The sequence below is a fragment of the Clostridium swellfunianum genome (assembly GCF_023656515.1).
Lineage (GTDB): Bacteria > Bacillota > Clostridia > Clostridiales > Clostridiaceae > Clostridium_AT > Clostridium_AT swellfunianum.
The window spans coordinates 3527095-3551092 of sequence record NZ_JAMOFV010000006.1; the positions used below are offsets into that span (position 1 = coordinate 3527095).

20 protein-coding genes and 1 riboswitch are annotated in these 23998 nt (G+C 36.4%); all 20 genes read left to right on the plus strand.

Translation table 11 applies throughout. The features are described 5' to 3' along the window. The first annotated feature begins 15 nt into the window (after positions 1-15). The 20 genes from cdd (at position 16) to NBE98_RS16690 (ending at position 23846) form a co-directional block, all read left to right on the plus strand. The gene (gene cdd, locus NBE98_RS16595) at positions 16-417 is read left to right on the plus strand and encodes a cytidine deaminase (RefSeq protein WP_250816132.1); all 402 of its coding nucleotides are present in this window, start codon (positions 16-18) and stop codon (positions 415-417) included. Positions 418-494: 77 nt separating this feature from the next. Then, complete coding sequence (locus NBE98_RS16600) at positions 495-1685, plus strand: phosphopentomutase (protein ID WP_250816133.1); 1191 nt, start codon at positions 495-497, stop codon at positions 1683-1685. A gap of 13 nt (positions 1686-1698) precedes the next feature. Continuing rightward, positions 1699-2376 carry a YczE/YyaS/YitT family protein gene (locus NBE98_RS16605; RefSeq protein ID WP_250816134.1) on the plus strand — a complete coding sequence of 226 codons (678 nt, stop codon included), beginning with the start codon at positions 1699-1701 and terminating at the stop codon, positions 2374-2376. Between the two features lie 76 nt (positions 2377-2452). Next, positions 2453-3166 (plus strand): purine-nucleoside phosphorylase, encoded by a 714-nt coding sequence (gene deoD / locus NBE98_RS16610; RefSeq protein WP_250816135.1) that lies wholly within the window; start codon positions 2453-2455, stop codon positions 3164-3166. 38 nt (positions 3167-3204) lie between these two features. Beyond that, a complete protein-coding gene (locus NBE98_RS16615; RefSeq protein WP_250816136.1) occupies positions 3205-4257 on the plus strand; it encodes a BMP family lipoprotein in 1053 nt (350 codons plus the stop codon). Positions 4258-4338: 81 nt separating this feature from the next. Beyond that, on the plus strand, positions 4339-5880 hold the full coding sequence (locus NBE98_RS16620; RefSeq protein WP_284703653.1) for an ABC transporter ATP-binding protein: 1542 nt from the start codon (positions 4339-4341) through the stop codon (positions 5878-5880). Beyond that, a complete protein-coding gene (locus NBE98_RS16625; protein ID WP_250816137.1) occupies positions 5864-6991 on the plus strand; it encodes an ABC transporter permease in 1128 nt (375 codons plus the stop codon). Before NBE98_RS16620 ends, NBE98_RS16625 begins: the two co-directional genes overlap by 17 nt. Further along, positions 6981-7901, plus strand: coding sequence for an ABC transporter permease (locus tag NBE98_RS16630; protein ID WP_284703654.1), 921 nt, complete (start codon positions 6981-6983; stop codon positions 7899-7901). Before NBE98_RS16625 ends, NBE98_RS16630 begins: the two co-directional genes overlap by 11 nt. A 103-nt stretch (positions 7902-8004) precedes the next feature. Beyond that, the gene (fsa, locus tag NBE98_RS16635) at positions 8005-8652 is read left to right on the plus strand and encodes a fructose-6-phosphate aldolase (protein ID WP_250816138.1); all 648 of its coding nucleotides are present in this window, start codon (positions 8005-8007) and stop codon (positions 8650-8652) included. A 40-nt stretch (positions 8653-8692) separates the two neighbouring features. Next, positions 8693-9349 carry a deoxyribose-phosphate aldolase gene (gene deoC, locus NBE98_RS16640; RefSeq protein WP_250816139.1) on the plus strand — a complete coding sequence of 219 codons (657 nt, stop codon included), beginning with the start codon at positions 8693-8695 and terminating at the stop codon, positions 9347-9349. 523 nt (positions 9350-9872) lie between these two features. Then, positions 9873-12233, plus strand: a complete 2361-nt coding sequence (locus tag NBE98_RS16645) for a SpaA isopeptide-forming pilin-related protein (RefSeq protein ID WP_250816140.1) — start codon at positions 9873-9875, stop codon at positions 12231-12233. 59 nt (positions 12234-12292) lie between these two features. Next, the gene (locus NBE98_RS16650) at positions 12293-14092 is read left to right on the plus strand and encodes a SpaH/EbpB family LPXTG-anchored major pilin (protein ID WP_250816141.1); all 1800 of its coding nucleotides are present in this window, start codon (positions 12293-12295) and stop codon (positions 14090-14092) included. A gap of 141 nt (positions 14093-14233) precedes the next feature. After that, positions 14234-15109 (plus strand): class C sortase, encoded by an 876-nt coding sequence (locus NBE98_RS16655; RefSeq protein ID WP_250816142.1) that lies wholly within the window; start codon positions 14234-14236, stop codon positions 15107-15109. Further along, entirely contained in the window at positions 15106-16020 is a 915-nt protein-coding gene (locus NBE98_RS16660; RefSeq protein WP_250816143.1) for a class C sortase, read from the plus strand. The genes NBE98_RS16655 and NBE98_RS16660 overlap by 4 nt, the downstream gene beginning before the upstream one ends. 166 nt (positions 16021-16186) lie before the next feature. Further along, on the plus strand, positions 16187-17110 hold the full coding sequence (locus tag NBE98_RS16665; protein WP_250816144.1) for a transposase: 924 nt from the start codon (positions 16187-16189) through the stop codon (positions 17108-17110). A 377-nt stretch (positions 17111-17487) separates the two neighbouring features. Further along, positions 17488-18249, plus strand: a complete 762-nt coding sequence (locus tag NBE98_RS16670) for a DUF4886 domain-containing protein (RefSeq protein WP_250816145.1) — start codon at positions 17488-17490, stop codon at positions 18247-18249. 399 nt (positions 18250-18648) lie between these two features. After that, positions 18649-20226: a serine hydrolase gene (locus tag NBE98_RS16675; protein ID WP_250816146.1), complete on the plus strand. Its 1578-nt coding sequence runs from the start codon at positions 18649-18651 to the stop codon at positions 20224-20226. Positions 20227-20297: 71 nt separating this feature from the next. Beyond that, positions 20298-21590, plus strand: coding sequence for a YhfT family protein (locus NBE98_RS16680; protein ID WP_250816147.1), 1293 nt, complete (start codon positions 20298-20300; stop codon positions 21588-21590). A 235-nt stretch (positions 21591-21825) separates the two neighbouring features. Continuing rightward, a riboswitch (yybP-ykoY riboswitch) is annotated at positions 21826-21917 on the plus strand. A 185-nt stretch (positions 21918-22102) separates the two neighbouring features. Continuing rightward, positions 22103-22834 (plus strand): TMEM165/GDT1 family protein, encoded by a 732-nt coding sequence (locus NBE98_RS16685; protein WP_250816148.1) that lies wholly within the window; start codon positions 22103-22105, stop codon positions 22832-22834. Positions 22835-22913: 79 nt separating this feature from the next. Beyond that, positions 22914-23846 carry a DUF2935 domain-containing protein gene (locus NBE98_RS16690; RefSeq protein ID WP_250816149.1) on the plus strand — a complete coding sequence of 311 codons (933 nt, stop codon included), beginning with the start codon at positions 22914-22916 and terminating at the stop codon, positions 23844-23846. The last annotated feature ends 152 nt before the right edge of the window (positions 23847-23998 follow it).

Sequence of the window (23998 nt, forward strand, 5' to 3'; positions counted from 1 at the left end):
TACAGGAGGGTAAAAATGAAGGAATACCAAGAAATTATAGACAGGGCTTTTATAGCTTCTGAAAACGCATATGTACCATATTCCAACTACCAGGTTGGAGCGTGTGTTGTAACAAAGGACAACAAATACTTCATAGGTGCAAATGTTGAAAATGCCTCCTATGGCTTAACAAATTGTGCTGAGAGAAATGCAATTTTTCAAGCTTACTCTAATGGATACCGTCAAGATGATATTGAAGCAATAGCTATTGTAAGCAAGGGCAAAACCTTAGCTACTCCTTGCGGGGCCTGTAGACAGGTGTTGGTAGAGCTACTCAATCAGCATACTCCTATAGTGCTTTCCAATAAGGCAATAGAGAAAGTTACAAATATTGAGGAACTGCTGCCAATGTCATTTACCAAGGAAGATTTAGAGTAATAACAATTTGATTTTATATAAATTATGTATGCTGCGTCAGACAAGGTATGGCAGCAATAATACTGAAAGGAGTAAATATGAAGAAATATAAAAGAATTTTTACAATAGTAATAGACTCTCTTGGAGTTGGGGAAATGAATGATTCCAAGGAATATGGAGATATAGGAGTAGATACTCTTGGACATATATCACAAGCTGTTGAAAGCTTTAAGATTCCTAACCTTCAAAAGCTAGGATTAGCAAATCTTCATACAATCAAACATGTAGAGGCAGTAGAAAAACCTTTATCATACTTCATGAAAATGAAAGAAGCAAGCGTAGGCAAGGATACAATGACTGGCCATTGGGAAATGATGGGCTTAAAGATTGAAACTCCATTCCAAACTTTTACAGAAACAGGTTTTCCAGAGGAACTTTTGGAGGCGTTAAGGAAAAGGACAGGACACAATATTGTAGGAAACAAGAGTGCCAGCGGTACTGAAATTTTGGATGAGTATGGCGAGCATCAGATGAAAACTGGAGATATGATTGTGTATACTTCAGCAGACTCTGTACTACAGATATGTGGACACGAAGAAACCTTTGGTCTAGAAGAGCTTTATCGTTGCTGTGAAATTGCAAGAGAATTAACCTTAAAGGATGAGTGGAAGGTTGGAAGAGTAATTGCAAGACCATATGTGGGAGAAAGAAAAGGAGAATTCAAGCGTACTAGCAATAGACATGATTATGCCTTAAAGCCATATGGCCAGACAGCGTTGACTGCATTAAAGGATAATGGCTTTGATGTTATATCCGTTGGAAAGATAAGCGATATATACGATGGAGAAGGCATAACAGAGGCTCACAAATCAAAGAGTTCTGTTCATGGAATGGAACAAACCCTTGAGTTAATGGATAAAGATTTTAACGGATTATGCTTTGTTAATCTAGTTGATTTTGATGCATTATGGGGACATAGAAGAAACCCAGTAGGTTATGCTGAAGAATTAGAAAAATTTGATGTTAACTTAGGTAAAGTACTAGAAAAGCTAAAGGAAGATGATTTGCTTGTAATTACAGCAGATCATGGTAATGACCCAACTTATACAGGTACTGACCATACAAGAGAATTTGTTCCATTCTTGGCGTATTCACCATCTATGCTTGGGAATGGATTAATTGAAACAAGTGATACTTTTGCAGCAGTCGGGGCTACCATAGCAGATAATTTTGGACTAAAAATGCCTGAAAACACAATCGGTGAATCAGTGCTAGAAAAATTACTTTAATAAAGGGATTAAAATGATGGATAGCACAATTAATATGAAAAAGGGCAAATCATACGAGATTTTATTAAAGAAGCTTCCGCTAGCTTTAGCGGGAGTTATCTTAGTAGGTTTTGGATTAGCATTTAACTCAGCAGGAATGCTAGGAAATGACGCAGTTGCAGTTTTATATGATGGAGTCCGTAGTGGACTTGGATTCCAGGTAGACAAGCTTGGGTTAGTAACAAATTTTGTAAATGTTATTTTTCTGGCCATTGTATTTATCGGCAAACGTAAGTATATAAACATTGGCACCTTTATTTATGCGCTGCCCCTAGGCAATTTTATCAGCATAGGCTTTAAGCTTTATGAAATGCTTAATCTCCCTGCTACCTTGGGAGGAAGAATATTAACTTCCTCACTTGGCTGCATAATGTTGTTTTTAGGTGTGGGCATCTTTATAGCAATGGATATTGGTATGGATCCGTGCACAGGAGTAGTTATGCTTATGCGAGATAAAATGAATGGTCAATATAGATCAGCAAAAATAATTTTCGATATTTGCTCAATATTAATTGGCTTCACCTTTGGAGGAAAATTAGGAGCTGTAACGGTTGTAACAGCATTTATAGCCGGACCAGCTATACAAAAAATATCTGAGATTTTTGATAAAACAGTTCTTAGGAGACTTAACCTAAGCAAAATAAGCGATTGATAGCCAAAACATTGAGGCTATCCTAAAGATAGCCTCTTTACTAAGGTTTATATAAAGTTTTTAGGAGGAATTCATAATGACACAACTACCAACTCCGCACATTGGAGCTAAATTCGGAGAAATAGCAAAGACAGTATTAATGCCAGGAGACCCATTAAGAGCAAAGTTTATTGCAGAAAACTTTTTAGAAGATGTAGTTCAATTTAATTCTGTTAGAAACATGTTTGGATATACAGGAACTTATAAAGGGAAACGCGTATCCGTAATGGGCGGAGGAATGGGAATGCCATCTATAGGTATTTATTCCTATGAGTTATTTAATTTTTATGGTGTAGATAATATTATCCGTATCGGAACTGCAGGAAGCATGAATGAAAAGGTGAAGGTGCGTGATGTAGTAATAGGACTAGGAGCTTCTACAAATTCGAATTATGCTGCGCAATACTGCTTGCCAGGAACGTTTGCACCTATAGCAAGCTATGAATTGGTAAGTGCTGCAGTTAACGTAGCAAAAGAGAATAATATAAATGCGGTTGTAGGAAATATATTATCTTCTGATACTTTCTACTGTGCAGACAATACTTCAAATGAAAAGTGGATGAGCATGGGAATCCTAGCAGTAGAAATGGAAGCAGCTGCATTATATATGAATGCAGCACAAGCTAAGAAAAATGCATTATGCCTGCTTACAATTTCAGACAGCCTGTTGACTGGTGAATCACTTTCAGCAGAAGACAGACAGCTAAGCTTTACAGACATGATGGAAATTGCACTTGAAATAGCAAAATAGTTTATACAACAAACTAACATACTTAGGAGGAATACAAAATGAAAAAAGTTATTGCATTAGCAATGTCAGCTGCTGTTATTATGAGCACACTAGTTGGATGTTCAAGTAGCAAACCAGCAAGCACAGGTACAAACGGAGAACAAAAGGCAACTAAAAACTATAATGTTGCAATGGTAACAGACACAGGTGGAGTAAGCGACCAATCCTTTAACCAATCTTCTTGGGAAGGGCTGCAAGCTTTTTCAAAGAAGACAGGCTCTAAAGTAAGCTATTTAGAATCAAAGCAGGAAACAGATTACAACACTAATCTGGACAAGCTTGTAGATGCAGAAAATAAGCTTATATGGGGTATTGGATTTGCAATGTCAGATGCAATACTAAATGCAGCTAAAACAAATAAAGATGTTTCTTATGCTATTGTAGATAATTCCTACGGAGATAAGACACCAGAAAATGTAACAGGAGTTACCTTCAGAGCTGAAGAGCCATCCTTCCTTGTAGGCTATATAGCTGGAAAAACTACTAAGACTGGCAGAGTTGGATTTATTGGCGGTATAAAGAGTCCAGTAATAGATCAATTCCAATATGGTTATCAAGCTGGTGTACTTTATGCAGCAAAGGAACTTGGAAAAACTATTAATGTAGATGTTCAGTATGCTGAAAGCTTCTCAGATGCTTCTAAGGGAAAAGCAATTGCAAATAAAATGTTCTCTGCAGGCTGTGACATTGTTTTCCACGCTGCTGGTGGTACAGGCGTAGGATTAATTGATGCAGCTAAGGAAGCAGGCAAATTTGCTATCGGTGTTGACCGTGATCAAGCTTATCTAGCTCCTGATAATATTTTAACTTCTGCTTTAAAGCTAGTTAACGTAGCTGTTGAAAAGGTTTCTGAAGAAGCTATGAATGGCTCTAAAATCGGAGGAAAAACCTACACATATGGTTTAAAAGATGGTGCTGTTGGTATTCCAAAAGAAAACAAGAATGTAAAGCCAGAAGTTTATGATGCAGCAATAAAGCTTCAAGATAAGATAAAAGACGGATCAATCGTTGTTCCATTTGATGAGAAGACTTATATAGATTTCACTAAATAATAACAATAAAATTTAAAGTCAAAGCATTGCCGGTAGTTTTGAGTGCTGCCGGCAATTCCTATGACGAAAGGAGGACTTGGTATGCAAATAAGCGAGCAATATGCAGTTCAAATGCGTGGGATTACAAAAATGTTTGGGACATTTTGCGCTTTGGATGATATCAGTTTAGATGTTAAAAAGGGTACAATTCATGCGCTTCTAGGGGAAAACGGAGCTGGAAAAAGTACACTTATGAATGTTCTTTATGGTTTATATAAGGCTGATAAGGGTGAAATTTATCTTAACGGGAAAAAGGTAAATATAAAGAATCCTGGTATAGCAATTGAAAATGGTATTGGTATGGTTCATCAGCATTTTATGCTGGTAGATAATTTTACAGTAACAGAAAATATTGTTTTGGGCAGTGAAATTACCAACAAGTTTGGTGTAACAAATATGAAAAAAGCTCGCAAGGAGATACTGAATATTGTTAAACAATACGGCTTGGAAGTAGATCCTGATGCAAAGATTGAAGATATATCTGTTGGCATGCAGCAGCGTGTTGAAATATTAAAGGCGCTGTACCGTGGAGCAGATTTATTAATACTAGACGAGCCAACAGCAGTATTAACACCACAGGAAATACAAGATTTAATAAAAATAATGCATAACCTTATAGCAGATGGAAAGACAATTATAATAATTACACATAAGTTGAAGGAAATAAAAGAATCCTCAGACGTTTGTACAATAATACGTAGAGGAAAATATATTGATACAGTAAAAGTTAAGGAAGTTAGTAAAGAAGACCTGGCAACAATGATGGTAGGTCATGAGGTTAATTTAGTTGTTGATAAGACAGCAGCAAAACCAAAAGAGGTAGTATTTGAAATAAACAATTTAACTGTAAGAGATGAAAGAAATTTAGCTGCAGTTAAGAATTTATCACTTAAAGTTCATAGAGGAGAAATTGTTGGTATAGCTGGTATTGACGGTAATGGACAGAAAGAACTAATAGAAGCCATCACATGTCTTGCTAAAGCTGAAAGCGGTACCATTAAGATAAATGGAGTTGAAATACAAAATACAACTCCCGAAAACGTTATTAAAAATAAAATTGCAACTATCCACGAGGACAGACAAAAGCGTGGACTTGTATTGGATTTTTCCGTTGCAGAAAACATGGTAATTGAGAAATATAAGAGCCAGCCATTTTGTAAAAATGGATTCCTTGATAAGAATAAAATTGTTGAGCATACACAAAAGCTTATTAAAGAATATGATGTAAGACCTGATAACTGCGAGTTATTGCCAGTTAGAGGCTTATCGGGAGGAAATCAGCAAAAGCTTATAATAGCAAGAGAAGTAGCTAATGACCCAGACCTATTAATTGCAGTACAGCCAACCCGCGGTATGGACGTAGGTGCAATTGAATATGTGCATAAAACCTTAATAAATGAAAGAGATAAAGGAAAAGCAGTTCTTTTAATTTCCTTGGAGCTTGATGAGGTTATGAATGTCTCTGATACTATAGCTGTTATTTATGATGGAGCTATACTAGACTCCTTTAAGCAGGGAGAAGCAGATGAAAATACAATTGGTTTACTAATGGCGGGAGGTAAACGAAATGAACAAAGTCGTTAAAATACTTAAGAAGCCAGTTACATCAACCTTTATTGCAATATTCTTTGGATTTATTGTAGCTTCAATAGTACTAGCAAGTGCAGGCTATAATCCAGCTGAAGCCTTTAACGCACTTTTTAAAGGTATATTTTCTAAGCCTAAATATATATCGAACACTATCATAAAGTCTACACCTATTATACTAACTGGTTTAAGTGTTGCCTTTGCTTTTAAAACTGGCTTGTTCAATATTGGTGCTGAGGGCCAATATATTGTAGGAACAGTAGCAGCAACTATAGTAGGTATTAAGTTAAACTTACCAGCAGTAATACAAATTCCTGTTGTAATTCTATCAGGTATGGCTGCAGGAGCTCTATACGGAGGAATTGTAGGCTTTCTAAAGGCTAAGTTTGGAATACATGAAGTTATCACAAGCATAATGCTAAACTGGATTGCTCTTTACATGTCCAACTTTGTAGTAGGGCTTAAAGCTTTCCACCAGCCAAATTCAACAGGTACTTATATGATTAATAAGTCTGGCTTTACAACTATACTGGAAAATTGGAAGAATTCAGATGCTGGAGTGGAAGTACTGTCAAAGCATAAGTGGCTTTCTGAAATAATGTTAAAAACCGACGTGAACATTGGTATTATTATAGCTATTTTAGCAGCTGTAGCAATATGGATTTTATTATATAAATCCGCTAAAGGCTATGAGCTTCGCGCAGTTGGTTCGAACAAGTATGCTGCTGAATTTGCAGGAATTAATATTAATAGAAATATAGTTCAAGCAATGCTTGTGGCAGGAGCTTTGGCAGGACTTGCAGGAGCCTTGGCTATAACAGGAGTTGCACCTCATAAAATATCAACTATGGCAGCTTTTGAGAACAATGGCTTTAATGGTATGTCAGTTGCTTTAATCGCAGGAAGCTCACCTATTGGATGTATTTTTTCAGGTCTTCTGTTTGGTGGATTAATTTATGGTGGTCAAGCTATACAGTCTGCTATGGGAGCACCATCTGAAATAATTAATATTATGATGGGTACCATCGTATTTTTCGTTGCATTAACAAAAATCGTGCCTGTTTTAGCCGATAAACTATTAAAAAGAGGTGAGAAAATTGTTAAGTAGCATTTTACTTTTGGTAGGAATTACCTTAATGTATTCAGCACCACTAATTTTTGGAGCGCTTGGCGGTGTGCTTTCCGAGCGCGCTGGTGTTGTAAATATCGGTATTGAGGGCATGATGGTAATGGGAGCCTTCGCAGGTGCTGCAGTAGGATATAACACAGGAAATCCTTGGATGGGATTTTTGGTGGCAGGTATTGCAGGGGGACTAATTGCCTTGCTTCATGCAGTTTCAGCTATAACCTTTAAAGCTGATCAGACCATTTCTGGTATTGCAATAAATTTAATTGGACCTGGACTTGCGCTGTTTTTATGCAGACTATTCTTTGAAGGTGCAGCAATGACACCTCCTGTTCCTAAGAAATTACCTAAAATCTTTGGAGAGAATGTAAGTAACAGCGTATTGAAAAGTTTAAATGTAGATGTTACAGTTATAATAGCTTTAGTTTTAACGGTAGTTTTATGGTTTGTGCTTTATAAGACAAAGTGGGGACTTCATATTCGTGCTGTTGGAGAGAAGCCAGCTGCAGCAGATACTATGGGAATAAATGTTTTTAAGGTTAGATATATATCTGTAATAATCTCAGGTATTTTAGCAGGCTTTGGCGGCGCAGCTATGACGCTTGCAATTATTCCTCAATTCACTCAAACCGCTATAAGTGGTCAAGGCTTTATAGCTTTGGCGGCAGTTATATTTGGAAAGTGGACGCCACACGGAGCTTACGGAGCTTGTTTACTATTTGGATTCTCACAAGCTTTAACTGTTATGTTAGGTGGAGGAAGCTTTGCCATTCCTTCAGAAATTCTTGCAATGCTGCCATATGTTTTAACTATAATAGTATTAATTCTTTTTGTTGGTAAATCCGTTGCGCCTAAGGCAGATGGACTACCTTATGAAAAGGGAGCTAGGTAAACAGTTAGAAATTAAATACAAAGCTGAAATTTAGCCCTAAGATGAATGTCCTAAACTAAATTTTAAGCTTTGTTATTTATATTAAACAAAAGGAGATGTTGTTATGAGATTTTTTCTAGACACTGCCAACATAGAACATATAAGAGAAGCTAATGAGATGGGAGTAATCTGCGGAGTTACTACAAATCCTTCTTTAGTTGCTAAAGAAGGCAGAGACTTTAATGAGGTTTTAAAGGAAATAACACAAATAGTTGACGGACCTATAAGCGGAGAAGTAATAAGCGAAGATGCAGCAGGAATGATAAAAGAAGGAAGAGAAATTGCTGCAATTCATAAAAATATGATTGTTAAAATTCCAATGACAGGCGAAGGATTAAAGGCTTGCAAGGTTTTATCAGGTGAGGGTATAAGAACTAATGTAACTTTAATCTTTACAGCAACACAAGCGCTTCTAGCGGCTAATGCAGGAGCTACCTATGTAAGTCCATTTCTTGGAAGACTAGACGATATATCGATGGATGGAATGGAGCTTATAAGAACAATAGCAGATATATTTGCTGTTCATGGAATAGATACAGAGATTATAGCAGCAAGTGTAAGAAATCCTATTCATGTTATCGAAGCGGCTAAGGCTGGAGCAAATATTGCAACTATACCTTACAGCTTGGTTGTTCAAATGCTTAAGCATCCGCTAACAGATCAAGGCTTAGAAAAATTCAAGGCGGACTGGTCAAAAGCTTTTGGAAAGTAGGCATATTTTTAAATAGTAATACATTTAAGGAGAAGTTAAGATGGATATAGCTAAGTATATAGATCATACAATTTTAAAGCCACAGGCATCAGCTGAAGAAGTTAAAAAACTATGCGCTGAAGCTAAAGAGTACGGTTTTGCATCTGTTTGTGTAAATGGGTGCTATGCAAAGCTTGTAAGCAGTGAGCTAGCTTCAAGCGATGTTAAAACCTGCGTGGTAGTAGGCTTTCCTTTAGGTGCAATGACAAAGGAAGCTAAAGCTTTTGAAACTGCTGATGCTATAAAAAATGGTGCCAGTGAAATAGATATGGTTATAAATGTAGGAGCCTTAAAGGACAAAAACTACTCTCTAGTTAAGGAAGACATAGAAGCGGTAGTAAATGCTGCAAAGGAAAAGGCTATAGTAAAGGTTATTATAGAGACTTGCTTATTAACAGAAGAAGAAAAAATAAAAGCTTGCGAAATAGCTAAGGAAGCTAAAGCAGATTTTGTTAAAACCTCCACTGGTTTTTCCACTGGCGGCGCAACAACAGAGGATATCGCGCTAATGAGAAAAACTGTAGGTGAACATTTAGGAGTAAAAGCTTCTGGCGGAGTTCGAGACTATAAAGCTGCTATTGCCATGATAGAGGCAGGAGCAAGCAGAATAGGCTCCAGCAACAGCATTGCCATAGTTAGTGAAAGCAGGAACTGTTAAATTTTGGTTGTGATAAAAAATGGTGTTGAATTAGATAGTATATGCTAATTCAACACCATTTTTCTGTTTATAAGCTAGAAATTAATAAAAAATATTGATCGATATAAATACAAAGAGCTAAAATACGCATATAGGTAAGCACTTGAAGAGTTTTTATTGCTAAAAAATGCTTTTGGAAGCTTTAGCTTGCAAATCTAATAATAACATAATTAAGTTGTTTTTGAAACCACAGCAGAGATGCTGTGGTTTTTTGTTATTTATATAGAAACCAGATGGAAGTATTTACAGTCTGTATATAAATTATACGTTTTGAAAAGCTTGCAATAAGTTGAGATTTAAAGAATATTATTGTCATTTGGAAAATATACTTAAAATAATGCAGATATTGTAATTTACCTAGAGTTTATACTACTACGATATTTGTATTGCCGCCATCTTAAGAGCTTTTTTTATAGCATTAACTCAGGCGGTTTTTTTATTACTTATTTTAATAATATTAAAACGTATCGGAGGTGATAGGTTAATGGAACAAAACATAATGATGAGACAAAAGAGAATGAAAAGACTAAAGAAGAGAAAAAGGTACGAGAAGAAGCTTGTAATCAGCTTTATGTTATTCTTATTTTTCTTTAGTTCAATTGGAATAATTTCATTTGCAGATAAAGCGATAAGTGCTGAACCTACCACAGTGCTAGCTAGTTCAGGTGCTTATTCCTTAACCTTTTCAGCGGCAGATCCATCCATAAACAATGCGCCTTACATTCCTACCTATAAAAAGCTTACTCCTTCAGCAATACAAACTTTGCCTGTAGGAAGAGCAAAGGACCCCCTGCCTAACGCTGTTTTTGGAAAACCAAAAGATTCGGTTCAGTCACTTGCACCAGCGGATATGGCACTTGGCACAATAGTTCCATTTGAAGTCCAAATAGAGGTAAATGGTTCTACTGCTCCTGAGAATGGAGTAATCTATTTTACTCCCTACTGGCTCACCAAAGTCACTAATGGAGGCGACTTTGGTTACGATCCAAATTACAAGGTGCTGGCTGCATTTGTTGATTACGGAGATGCTGCAAGTTACGATCCAGGTGAAAATGCAAAGGTAGAAAGCTTTTCATCTTCTATTGTTTCCCCTAACACAAAAGATGAGCAGATTCAAAGTACAATCAAAGTTTCAGGCCTTGATAACGGTGATAAAGTTATAGTTGAAATATGGCTGGTGCTGAAGAGTACTATTTCAAAGGATATTACAGGAGTTGTGCAATCTGGCATGATTTCTGCCAAAACGGCAAACGGGGATACTATAAATACAGGACAAGAAACTGTTCCTCTCAATAAAGTAGGTGACTTTTATACAGCAACCGCTGATGTATCAATTAAAAAGCAAGACTCGCCAGACCCAATTTATTCAGGGGATACATTGACTTATACCATTCGTGCAACAAACAATTCTGCAGATACCGTAGCAAACGGGATTATTATTAAAGATACACTGGATCAAAATGTGACCTTTGTAAGCGCTACTGATGGAGGTACTCTGGATGGAAATATTATAACCTGGCCTGCTTTTTATCTAGATGTCGGAGCCTACAAGGAGTTCATAGTTACCGTGACGGTTAATCAAAATGTACCAACAAGCAACTATGAGGGAACTATTCCAGACAATCGAGGCACAGCATCTGAGACAAGGCTTGCAGGAGTCGATATTTCTAATATTGTCAAAATTGATTCTATGATAACAGTTGATTCAAATTTAGCAAATAATGTTTGGCAGGAGCCTACCAATGTGCTGCCAAGGGTAACTTTTACAGCCTACAAGGTATGGGTGGGTGGCTCAGCAAGTGATCATAAGCCTGTTAATTTGACACTGTACAGACAAGTTGGAAATGGTGCTCGCCAGGAAGTTACAAACGTAAGTCCAATAATTAGTCCAGCAGCTGGCCCCAGCAATAATTTCACCTACACCTGGAACGGCCTGCCTAAGTATGATGTAAATTCTCAGCCTTATATTTACACAGTGGACGAATTAACAGTGCCTGAGGGCTACACTAAAACAGTTGATGCAAGCAAAAATACAGTTACGAATACCTATAAGCCAATCTTAATAATAACAAAGGTTTATGGAACAACACCACTAAAGGATGCAGTATTTGCTCTCTATAAGAGCCCAGACAATGTACTTGCGCAAGAGGAGCTTGTAAGCAGTATAACTACAGGTACAGATGGCAAAGCGGCTTTTGAAGGTTTAATAGATGGAACCTATTGGCTTTTAGAAACCCAGCCGCCAACAGGGTATTATGCAGCAAGTAACGCTCCAATAGGACCTTTTAAAGTTTCTAATGGCACTATAACAGGTCCCGAAGGCTTCACCTTGTCACAGGATGGAACAAAGGGCAGCTATACTGTATATAATCAAAAATATGGCAGCATTGAGCTTTTGAAAATAGACAGTGTAACAGGAACTCCCCTTCAGTATGCAGAGTTTGATTTGTATAGTGAAGTACCTGCAGGAACAGAGGGATCAATACAATTTTCAATGCTTGATGGCAGTTCTATCTATGGGCTTAAGATAAACGCTGAAGCCCTTGTAACTGGAGCAGACGGAAAAACTCCGACGGTTAAGAATCTTAAAATAGGCTCATATTTTGCGGTAGAGACAAAGGCACCGATAGACCCAATTGCTTATTACCCTTTGCAGGAGCCTATACGTATCAACCTTAGTGATGCAAACCTTGCAATTACTTTTACAATTAAAAATATAAAGGCAGCTGTAATGCCGCAAACTGGGGGAATTGGAACTATTATCTTTACAATAGTAGGGATAAGCTTGATGGGAGGCGCTCTAATTGCTCTAAGAAAAATGAGCAAACGAAAGGAAGATGCTTAGTTATATTACTAAAGTTGAAGAATTAAGATTAATATTTTCAATCAAGGGGGGAATTTATAATGAAGCTTAAAAAATTATTTCCAGTGTTATTGTCTTTTATAATGCTATTTGTTCTTGCGGTGCCTAGGTCAGTGCAGGCTGCTCCTGGAGATGGACCTACCAATGTTACGATTCATAAGCTGCAGATGCCTGAAAATGCTGATATTAAACCTATTAATGCTGATGGAACAGAAAAATCTCTTGTGGATATTGGTAACGCTTTAGGCACCACAGTTACACCTTTGCCTGGAGTTATTTTTAAATATTGGACAATTACTGATGGAGCATCTTTTGCTGATTTAAATAAAATAGTTGATATGTCAATTTTAGACACCACTTATCCTTCACATACGACTCTTGCAGAAACAAGCAACCCTAATGGTACAGTATCCATTCCTTCAATGCCAAACGGAAGATATTATTTTAGAGAAATCTACGCACCTGCTAATGTGCATAGGGGCATTGGAGTACCTTTTATGCTTGAGCTTCCATTAATGAAAATGGATGGTTCAGGGTATATAACTGATCTTCATATATATCCTAAAAATACGGCAGTATATGGTACTGTAATTCTTACAAAATCAGATGCCTATGGAGAAAAGCTAAGCGGAGCAAAATTTAGACTTTATAAAGGCGAGCCTGCGAATCCTTTTAATCCGAATAATCCAGGCACAGAATATATTCCAGAAGGCAGAGCAGCAGTTGAATATGTAACTGATGCAAATGGACAAATCACTATAGTAAATCTTCCATATGGTCACTATTACTTTGTTGAAACACAAGCACCAACTGGCTATATGCTTAATCCTGCTCCTGTGACATTTTTCATCAAGGATAATTCAACAGTGCAGGTTTCAAAAATAAACTCTCTTGAACCAAAAATTGATAAATATATCAATGACATAGGTAAGACATCAGACTCTGCAAGCTATAATGAAGATATTAAGTTTATGCTGAAAGTGCAGCTTCCTGACAATGTGAGCAGTTATACAAAATTTGCAGTAAAGGATGAATTAAGTGATAAGCTCACTTACAATTCAGGCAGCTTGAAGATAACTATAGGTAACACAGTCTTAGTAGAAAATACCCATTATACTCTTACTACTCCTGCAGCAGGCACTCCAGGAGGAAATATTGAAATTCAATTTAAGACTGAAAGCTTAAATCAGCATAATTTCACCAAAGAAGATTTGAGAAATAATACCTTAGTAACTTTCACAGTAAAAATCAACAATAACGCCATCATGGGACAGCCGATAATAAATAATGCAAAAGTATCCTACAACGACAGCATCAGTGGAGATAAAGACAAGGTCTCTAATGAAACTAAAGTTTATACCGGAGGAAAAATATTTAAAAAAGTAGCTGAGGAAAAAGGCGGAAATCCTCTTTTAGGTGCGCAATTTAAGGTTGCAACAGATTCAGAAGGAACAAAATTTATAAAGGATGCTTCTGGACAGGATATTATCTTGACATCTGGTTCAAATGGATTATTCGAAATAAAAGGATTAAAATACGATTTGGAAAAAGGAACCACCTACTATCTAGTAGAAATTACAGCTCCTAAGGATGAAAATGGAAAACCATACAATCTTAGCAAAGCTCCTATAGCTTTCACAGTTACTGGCACAAGCTATTATAAAGAACCTTCAGCTATAACAAGCGGGTCAGCGGCTGCAACTGCAGAACCTACCGAAGTTATAAATAAGATGGGTTTCCAAATACCACAAACTGGCGGCATAGGTACTATTTTATTTACAGTTATAGGTTTGTGCTTAATGGCAACAGCAGTAGTTCTAAATAGAAGAAGAACTGCATAATTAGTTTTACAGGCTAACGGCGGATGCGTCAATGCATCCGCCCTTTTGCAAATAGTTCTCACTCTATATGGGTGCTATTTGCAAGAGGAGAAAGCTTATGAACAGAATTACAGGTTGAAAACTATGGAGCGAGGTGGGATTATGAACAAAAAGAATAAAAAGCAAAAGCTAATTCTTATTTTAATCTTTACAGTGGGTTTATCCATATTTTTATATCCAATAATCAGCGACGCAATAAATTCAAGACATCAAACCTATGCTGTAAATCGCTACGAGGAGGAGGCAGCAAAAATATCTCAGCAGGAGAAAGAGAAAATAAAAGAAGAAGCTCAGGCTTTTAACCAGAGTTTGCAAGTTGACAGTTTAGAAGCTGGAGATCCATTTTCTGGAGAAAAGACTGAGGAAACTGCTGTCAGTTATATTGATATGCTGAGCCTCGGCGAAACCTTGGGACATATTGAAATACCTAAAATTAATGTAGATTTACCTATATATCGTGGAATTAGCGAAAAAGTGCTTCAAAAGGGTATAGGCTATATAGAGCAAAGTTCTCTTCCAATAGGAGGGGTTAATACCAATACAATTCTGACGGGACACAGAGGGCTGCCCACCTCCAAGCTTTTTACAGATCTTGACAAGGTGGAGATTGGGGATATGTTTTATGTTCACACTTTGGGCGACATACTGGCATATAAAGTGATTGAAACAAAGGTTGTGCTGCCTACGGATATTGAAAAACTAAATATTAGAAAGGGTAAAGATTTAACAACTTTGATTACCTGCACTCCTTACATGATTAATTCTCATAGATTGCTAGTTATTGGCGAACGCATCCCATATGCAGCAAAGGAGGGGACGATAAATGCAGAAATAACGGTGGAATCAAGTGAGACTATTGTACAATCAGCTATAGCTAGTAAATGGATGTATGCTGCTTTCTCAATTATTATTATGGTGGGTACTGTGATTTTTGTGCTCATGAGAAAAAAAGGCAGGCTGCCGGGTGGTAGCAAATGAAAAGAAGGAGGATTTCATACATTCTGTTTTTAGTTGGGTTAACTATTTTCTTATACCCGAGGGTTTATACTATTTTTAATAGTCTTTGCAATGAAGTACAAATCCAGGAATATAACAGGTATATTGCTTCTAGTGCAGTGGAAGCAGTTGAAGAGAACTTTAAAGAGCTGCAAAACAGTAATAATGAAATAGGAAAAAATAAGGGAAAGTACAATGATCCATTTATAAATAGTGATTCTGAGGAATCTTCAATAGTAACAACAGTAAACAAGGAAGGAATTTTTGGATATTTGGAAATCCCTAAAATCAATGAGAAACTTCCAATTTATTTAGGAGCTACCAAAGAAAATTTGGCAAAGGGAGTTGCACAAATAGAAAAAACATCACTGCCGGTTGGAGGCGTTGGGACTAATAGTGTAATAGCTGGTCATAGGGGCTTCTCTTATAGAGCTGTTTTTAGATATCTTGATAAGCTTGAGAAAGGAGATCGGTTCTATTTGCACATTTATGGCAAGATTTTAACTTATGAAGTGACAGGACAAGAGATAATTAAACCAAATCAGACGGAAAAGCTTGAAATTGACTCTGAAAAGGATCAGGTAACCTTGCTGACCTGTACGCCATATAGAGTAAGCACCCACCGCCTGCTTATACACAGCGAGAGAGTGCACAACCACAAGAACATTGTGCATATTAGTGAGTCTGACACACCTGCAAATGCTCAATATTCGGAGGTGGAGAGAAGCGCTATTGAAGATGAGATTTTTGACAAATCTAATGGGGGGGAGGAAATAAGCCCTGTTGTCAGGAGTCATAATATTATGTTGTATATGCTTGTGGGATTTGGCTTGGCTTTATGGATTGTTATATTTGTTATGCTGATAGGCACCTTCATAACAAAGGTAAGATAGAGCAATTAGGTAATTAGAATTAGTAGAATTTGGAGTTTGGGAGTTTGGGACGGTTAACAATTAAGCATTGTGAGTTTGGGACGGTTAACAATTAAGCATTGTTTATAGAACCTCACATCTGGATATAATTTGGGATAAGATTATATCTAAATGTGGGGTGTTTTTTATGCCAAGAATAGCCAGAGTAAAGATGCATGGGGCGATTTATCATATAATGGCAAGAAGTATAAGTGAAGTTGATTTATTTAAAACAGATGAAGATAGGAAGAAATATATGTTCCTTATAAAGGAATATCAAGAGGTATATAATTTTAAGGTTTATGCCTATTGCCTAATGAAAAACCATGTCCATTTGATAATAGACTCAAATGGTGCTGATATATCAAAGATTATGCACTGCATAAATTTTAAATATGCTAGGTATTTTAATACACGACATAAAAGGCATGGACATCTGTTTCAGGATAGATTTAAAAGTAAAATTGTAGAAGATGATAGATACCTGATAGCGCTATCGGCTTATATTCATAATAACCCATTGGATATTAGGGGCTACGAGGATTGTCCTGAGAAGTATTATTATTCAAGTTTGGCTGTATATTTGGGCTTAAGAAATGATAAATTCGATATTTTAGATAAGGAATTCATACTAAGCTTGTTTGGTGAAAGTAAAGACAAATCAAGGAAAACATATATGAGTCTAGTACTCAGGACAAGAACGATTCCGATATGTGAAATAATAAAAGAAGAAATAGAATTTAAGGAAGAGAAAACAGAATACAGAAGTGAAAGAAAAATATTGGTTAGAAATTTTAGTGTGGATAAGGTAATAGAGTATGTGGTGGACAAATTCAAGATTGATAAAACACTGCTTTATTTAAAGCATCAAAAGGAAATTGTCCCTGCAAGGGGGATACTTGTACTTATATTAAGAAATTTATGTAATGCGAGCTGTAAGGATATTTGCGGGATATTAGGTAATATAACAAGTTCTAGAGTATCGAAGCTAAGCAGCATAGGGGTTAAACTTATTAGTGATGATGAAAGATATAGTGAGATTATTAATGAATTTATTGCCTGCTATTGTTAGAAAGTAATAGGTAGTTGTTTTTCGAAATATAGCTTGTTTGGCATAGTTTTTGTTTTACTATAAGTGTACAAGCTGCATTCAAAAATGGATTTTAAGGGAAAAAATCTATTAAGTAAGTGATTTATAGGTTGGGGTAAAACCAAGATATAAATGTTAACCGTCCCCAAAGATACCAAAGATATTAACCGTCCCCAAAGACCGTCCCCAAAGATACAAAGACGTCCCCAAAGACATGGAAGCTTGAGTTATTAGTGAAAATTAATCTTACATATTTTAAAGGAAATCAAACTTATTTGTAGAATATCGATATTTAGTAAAAAAATTAAGTAGATATAATGAATTATATGGGAAAAAACGGAGTTGGAAAGGAGAAAATTATGAAACAGATTAAGATTTTGGCTATAGGCAATAGCTTTTCAGAGGATGCAACCCATTACCTGCATCAAATATCGAAAGCAGATGGTATTGATACTAAGGTAGTAAATCTTTATATTGGAGGCTGCTCTTTAGAAACCCATTGGCATAATGCACAAGAGGATTTAAAACTATATTTATATCAAAGGGATGGGAAATCGACAGAAAAATATGTCTCCATTAAAGATGCTCTTATGGAAGATGAGTGGGATTTTGTTATAACACAACAGGCTAGCTATGACAGTGGGCTGCAGGAAACCTATTATCCATATATTAATGAGCTTTTTAAGTATATAAAAGAATATGAACCGAAGGCTGAAGTGTTATTGCAAGAAACATGGGCTTACGAAATAGACAGCACACATAACGGTTTTGGTCGCTATCACTATAATCAACAGGAAATGTATCAAAAGCTTCGTGATGCCTATAGCAGCACTGCAACAGAGCTTGGAGTAAGAATAATTCCTTGCGGAGATATAGTCCAGGAAATAAGGACAAAAGAACCTTTTCAGTATGATAAGGGAGGCATGTCGTTATGCAGAGATGGATTTCATATGGACTATATATATGGAAGATATCTATTGGCAGCAACTTGGTATGAGGTTATGTTCGGTAAAAGTATTATGGATAATAAATACATTCCAGAAACTGTTTTTGCACCAAATGCAGAGGTGGATATTGATAAGTTGAATATAATAAAAGAATATGTTCATAAACATATCTAAAAGTTGATGATATTACAGCATAAGAGCTACAGAAAGAAGATAAAATTTATTTCGTTATTATAATGGGTGAAGTACCAAAAATCTCTCGCATATTGAAAAGTTAACATTAAAAATTGTTAACTTTTTTTATTGTTAAAAATTTAAATTGTTAACTTTTTACCCTGCGAGAGAAATTATACTTGTAGTAATAAGATAGAACTTCGTATTCCTCCTATAAGGTATCAACTTTTGAAAATAATTGATGAGGCTAGGTTAGGCTGGTGTTATAAATGTTAACCGTCCCTAAAGGGTTAAAAAAGGTATATATTTTGTTTTTTCTCATAAATATTAATTAGGAGCAAGTCTCTAAAGTCAAAGTACAAAATTTTGTACTTTAGAATTATTATAGGGGGTAAGGAAATGTTAAAGAGAAAGATTGCTGGAATTTTGCTTGCTGCGGTATTGGTTATTTCAACTTCAGCAGCCGCACCTGTGTATGCAGGAGGTGCAAGTACAAATGAGTTTTCAAAATTGTCAGGGCAGCTTGTAGTAAGCTTCGATAGTGGAAATACTCAATATTCGGGTAAATTCCTGGGACATAAAGGCGAAGGAAAGGTATACATACAGAATAAGCAAAAGGGGACTATGCATTTGTATATCAATGAACATAAAGTAGACGTTTCAAGTGATATTCACAAGCCATCCAGTGATGTAGTAGAAATTAACATTGGACAATTTGTCAATGAAGGTGAGAATAAGATAGAAATAAGAACCACAGGAAAAGACAGTACAAAGGTTGTAGTTCCATATTTGACTTTAAAAAATGGTACAGCATTGGAAGCAGGCATGAATAGTGAAGTGCTCGATAAAATTGATGCAGCGGTAAATGGCAAGATAAATGAGGGTGTTACCCCTGGAGCAGCGATATTGGTTGCAAGAAACGGCATTGTAGTAAAGAATACTGCCTATGGATATGCACAGAAATATGATATGGGGAAGTTACTGGACAATCCTAGGGTAATGACAAATGATAGTATCTTTGATTTGGCATCTGTAACTAAGGTAATGGCTACAACTCAGGCTGTAATGAAGCTCGTTTCTGAAGGGAAGTTAAACGTTGAAGATACGGTAGCAAAGTATATACCTGAGTTTGCTAAAAACGGAAAGGAGAATGTAAAAATTAAGGAACTTCTGACTCATACTTCTGGATTAACGCCCTGGAAGCCTACCTGGTACTATGTGAATACCCCAGCGGATGAATTGAAACTTATATGTGATTTACCTTTGGAATATCCAAGCGGTACATATAAATACAGCGATTTCAGCTTTATGACACTTGCCTTTGTAGTTGAAAAAATTACAGGACAGACCTTGGATCAATATGTTGAAAACAGTATTTACTTGCCTCTTGGAATGAAGGACACTATGTTTACTCCACCTGCCAGTCTAAGAAACAGAATTGCGGCTACATCCTGGGGAAATCCATATGAAGAGATAATGGTGAAGACTGGTAAACCATATCCTGTTGATGTTAATTTTGAGGATTTTCAGGGTTGGAGAAAATACACACTAGTTGGCGAAGTTAATGATGGAAACAGCTTCTATGCTAATGGCGGGGTAGCAGGGCATGCAGGCTTGTTCTCCACTACTGGAGACCTTGCTGTATTAGGTCAGGCTATGCTAAATGGCGGCGGCTACAATACAACCAAGCTGTATGATAAAACTGTTATTGACGAGTTTGCTACACGTCATTTTAACAATCGTGGATATGGTTTTGAATTTGATATGTCCTATATGGGCAGCAAAATATCTCCAACTGCTTTCGGTCATAATGGCTTCACTGGAACACATGTTATATTCGACCCACAATACAATTTGCAAATTATTGTTCTTACAAATAAGCAAAACAATGGTTTAAATAGCAAACAATCATATGCAAGTACATTTACTCTTTGTAAGAATATATCAGATTTAGTTTATCAATCAATTAATAAATAATAGTGAAGGTGATAGGCAGGTAACTCCTGTTATCATAAATAAATATTAAACTAATAAAAGGGGGAAGGATAATGAAGTATGTATTAATGGCTTTAATTGGAGCATTAGCTTCAATGCTTGCAAACAAAGGGGTAGCAGTTTTCAACGATGGACTTAGACCTATAATCCCTGAATATCTAGAAGGAAGAATGGATAAGAAGTCGCTGGCGGCGACTAGCTTTGCGCTAAGCTTTGGTCTTGTAATAGGCTTTGGACTTCCAATGTCAATAGCGGCGGCAATCATATTGATTCATAGTATTCTTCTTGGAACAGATATTATAGGTACTTTCTTGCCTGGAGGTAAAAAAGGTCTTATTGCTTCAGGCGTTATTGGAGCTGTTTATGGGGTTGGTGTTGTTGCGGGATTAAAATTCATAGTAGACATATTTGCAAAACTGCCTGTTAATTTCTTGCCACAATTAGGAACAGTTGGTACCCCTATAGTAGCTTCCTTTGCAGCATTCCCAGCCCTGGTTGTTGCTTATCAGTATGGTTTTAAAAAGGGTGGAATTACTCTTGTAGCTTCTTTCCTTATTAGACAAATAGTTCAATATTATGGTACCTTCAATATTGGTACTGCTAAAGTGGCGTTAAATCCAGAAGGTATGGCTTTATTAGCCGGTATGATAGTTATGCTTGTTTTTGCTATAAGAGAAAAAGCAGATCCCAATGCACAAACTATCGATTTAACAGCCTTGTTCAGCGAAAGAGTAAAGAGGATAAAGAAGAATATACCTTATCTTGCTGTAATGGGCGGGCTTGTTGCAGCAGCCACCAGTATGTCTATTGTTGCAGGAGATCCAATATCTTTAAATCTACTTGCAAAGGGTCAAAATGTTGAAGCTGGCTTAACAGCTTTGGCAAGAGGCATAGGCTTTATTCCTCTGGTTGGAACAACTGCTATAGCTACAGGTGTATACGGACCAGTTGGGATGACCTTTGTGTTTGTAGTTGGATTGCTTGTTAAGAGTCCTATACTTTCTTTTGTATTAGGTGCAGCAGTTATAACCTTGGAGGTTTTATTGCTGGACGCCCTTGCTAAGCTTCTTGATAAATTCCCAGGCGTTAGAAAATGTGGAGATAATATTAGAACTGCTATGACAAAGCTCCTTGAACTAGCTTTGCTTGTTGGTGGAATGATGGCTGCTCATGCTATGGCCCCTAACTTTGGCTTCCTGGTAGTTGGAGGGTTATACCTGCTAAATAAAACTACAAAGAGACCTATTGTGGACATGGCTGTTGGACCAGTGGGGGCAATATTGGTTGGGATTTTAATAAACATATTATACATCCTTGGTCTATTTCTTCCAGTAGCAGCTAAGTAGAAATATAAAGCTTCAAAGCTGTGAATAACTTACAGCTTTGAAGCTTTAATTAAATTAGCTGCAGAGCATAAATGTGATATTGGTTATCAATTGATATTTAAACATTTGTCTATTAAGCGTTATGATAATAATACAGCATTGAGAAATATAAGGTTTACAAAAATAGCATGTATATTTTAAATATCAATTGACAAAGTAGCCTATATATAATATAATACTATCGTTAAATAAATAACCCTTAGTTAAAAGGGAGTAGCTGCCTTGAAAAAGGTGATAAAGTCAACATACTGACCTTTGGTCTGGCTTTATCGTAACTAATTTTAGTTAAGTGAGACTTTTAACACAATGCTATCATTGTGTTAGAGGTCTTTTTTGATGTGATAAATAATGCAAAAAAAGGCTTTCAGCAGGATGTTAGATTGTGCTGAAGGCCTTTCTTTATTCTAAGGACAAATAAGCTTAAGGAGGGTAGTTGGTTTAGTACTTAAATTGTTTAATTGGGAGGATGACAAATGGCATCATTTATTAAAGCATTATTATTAGTTGTAGTTGCAGAAATGGGAGACAAAACTCAGTTATTAGCAATGGCTATGGCCAGTAAATACAAGGTAAAGCATGTAATGATGGGAGTTTTAATTGCAACTGTTTTAAATCACGCAGTGGCAGTTGCTGTAGGGGCTTACTTAGGAGCTGTTATCCCTATGAACATAGTAAAAACAGTTGCAGCAGTTTCGTTTTTAGCCTTTGGCTTGTGGACAATTCGTGGGGACAAACTAGATGATGATGAGGAAAAAAAAGTAAGGTTTGGTCCTATCGTAACAGTAGCTATTGCTTTCTTTATAGCTGAAATGGGAGATAAAACCCAGCTTATGACTGTAAGTATAGCTGCAGAAAACTCTAAACCTCTTCTAATACTTCTTGGAACAACAGCTGGAATGCTTGTAGCAGACGGTATAGGAGTTGTAGGCGGCGCATGGATGTGCAGACATATACCTGAAATATACATAAAATGGGTAGCTGGAATAATATTTATGTTCTTTGGAACCTTAACTCTATATAATGCCTTGCCAGCATTATATTTAGAACCAGTTTATATTGTTTTATTCTTAGCAGTTATGGCAGTGCTTATTTACCTTTTTGGAGTAAAGTTTGCTTACTATGGCCAGGTATGTGATATAGCACTATCCGGGCAGGAAGTTTCTGCAGATGATGCAAATAACAAAACTAGTGAAAGTATAAATTAGGATATTTTGATCAGAGCAGTAATAAAATAATGCTGTCAATCATAATATGGTAGGGTAATTAAAATATAAGGGGTTTGGGATGTTATCAAACAGGGAATTTGTAAGACAATCCTTGGAATTAAACCTATTCTTTATGAGAATAGCTAAAGAGCACTCTATATTTTTAGAGGCAGCTTTCACTACAAGAGATGAAAGATTCATTGAACAAGCAGAATTGTTAAAGAACATTTTCAGCAGTCTTCTTGTAGAAACTATTAGGATGTCTGAGGGGATAATCAGCCCTGAAGTAGCAAACTCTGGTGAATTGGTAACGGACTTGACTTTAGATGCAGAGAGAGAAACTCAATTTTATACCAATATTAGAATCGACCAAAACATAACAAGAATGGAAGCAGCACTTTCAAGCAGCAGTCCAGCGAAGATAACCATGAATACAGTTAGGATGGTGGAGGACTTAAACAATAGGGCTATAAGAGCTGCACAGCAGATAGCAGGCTTTAAGAGCAATATACTTCAGAACGTACTAGCCTGCAGAATGTTTACTACAAATTATCCATTGCTTTTAGATCATATTTTAAGAGAAGCCAAATTTTACCTAAGAATGCTTGCAATGCTGCAAAGAAAAGAAGAGTTTGATATAGCAAGAGAAGCTGCTTACCAAGAAACCTTCTGGAATAGGATAATGGCTGAACACTCAAAATTTATAAGAGGGCTTTTAGATCCAACAGAGGAGAAACTGTTTGATACAGCCAATGACTTTGGAAAAAGATTCGATGAGCTCACTCAGGAGGCTAGAAACTTGTCTCAAGATATGGGCTTGCTTCCTCAGGTAACGGATAGAAGCCTTAAGAATACTGTAGATATTCGAGACTTTAAGAGACAGGGGACTGAAGGGCTAATTCAGTGCAAAATTAAGTCCATTGCATTTCCGCTATTGGGTGATCATGTAGTTAGAGAAGCAAATCATTATATAAGAATGTTGAAGGATTTTAAAAAAGGGAAAATAGAATAAGCTTTATAAGAAACAAGGATACCGATTTTACGGTATCCTTGTTTTTTAAGACAATATTTCGTGATAGTTAATGCGTATCATCTCCTTTTAATGTTTTAAGCTCTCAAATATTATATATGCAGTTTTGGAGATGATTTTTAAAAAAGCTGCAA

Coding starts and splice junctions, on each gene's coding strand:
- NBE98_RS16655 (WP_250816142.1), top strand. CDS start 14,234: ATGAACAAAAAGAATAAAAAGCAAAAGCTAATTCTTATTTTAATCTTT.
- NBE98_RS16615 (WP_250816136.1), top strand. CDS start 3,205: ATGAAAAAAGTTATTGCATTAGCAATGTCAGCTGCTGTTATTATGAGC.
- NBE98_RS16625 (WP_250816137.1), top strand. CDS start 5,864: ATGAACAAAGTCGTTAAAATACTTAAGAAGCCAGTTACATCAACCTTT.
- NBE98_RS16600 (WP_250816133.1), top strand. CDS start 495: ATGAAGAAATATAAAAGAATTTTTACAATAGTAATAGACTCTCTTGGA.
- NBE98_RS16675 (WP_250816146.1), top strand. CDS start 18,649: ATGTTAAAGAGAAAGATTGCTGGAATTTTGCTTGCTGCGGTATTGGTT.
- NBE98_RS16670 (WP_250816145.1), top strand. CDS start 17,488: ATGAAACAGATTAAGATTTTGGCTATAGGCAATAGCTTTTCAGAGGAT.
- deoC (WP_250816139.1), top strand. CDS start 8,693: ATGGATATAGCTAAGTATATAGATCATACAATTTTAAAGCCACAGGCA.
- fsa (WP_250816138.1), top strand. CDS start 8,005: ATGAGATTTTTTCTAGACACTGCCAACATAGAACATATAAGAGAAGCT.
- NBE98_RS16690 (WP_250816149.1), top strand. CDS start 22,914: ATGTTATCAAACAGGGAATTTGTAAGACAATCCTTGGAATTAAACCTA.
- deoD (WP_250816135.1), top strand. CDS start 2,453: ATGACACAACTACCAACTCCGCACATTGGAGCTAAATTCGGAGAAATA.
- NBE98_RS16645 (WP_250816140.1), top strand. CDS start 9,873: ATGGAACAAAACATAATGATGAGACAAAAGAGAATGAAAAGACTAAAG.
- NBE98_RS16680 (WP_250816147.1), top strand. CDS start 20,298: ATGAAGTATGTATTAATGGCTTTAATTGGAGCATTAGCTTCAATGCTT.
- NBE98_RS16650 (WP_250816141.1), top strand. CDS start 12,293: ATGAAGCTTAAAAAATTATTTCCAGTGTTATTGTCTTTTATAATGCTA.
- NBE98_RS16620 (WP_284703653.1), top strand. CDS start 4,339: ATGCAAATAAGCGAGCAATATGCAGTTCAAATGCGTGGGATTACAAAA.
- cdd (WP_250816132.1), top strand. CDS start 16: ATGAAGGAATACCAAGAAATTATAGACAGGGCTTTTATAGCTTCTGAA.
- NBE98_RS16660 (WP_250816143.1), top strand. CDS start 15,106: ATGAAAAGAAGGAGGATTTCATACATTCTGTTTTTAGTTGGGTTAACT.
- NBE98_RS16605 (WP_250816134.1), top strand. CDS start 1,699: ATGATGGATAGCACAATTAATATGAAAAAGGGCAAATCATACGAGATT.
- NBE98_RS16685 (WP_250816148.1), top strand. CDS start 22,103: ATGGCATCATTTATTAAAGCATTATTATTAGTTGTAGTTGCAGAAATG.
- NBE98_RS16665 (WP_250816144.1), top strand. CDS start 16,187: ATGCCAAGAATAGCCAGAGTAAAGATGCATGGGGCGATTTATCATATA.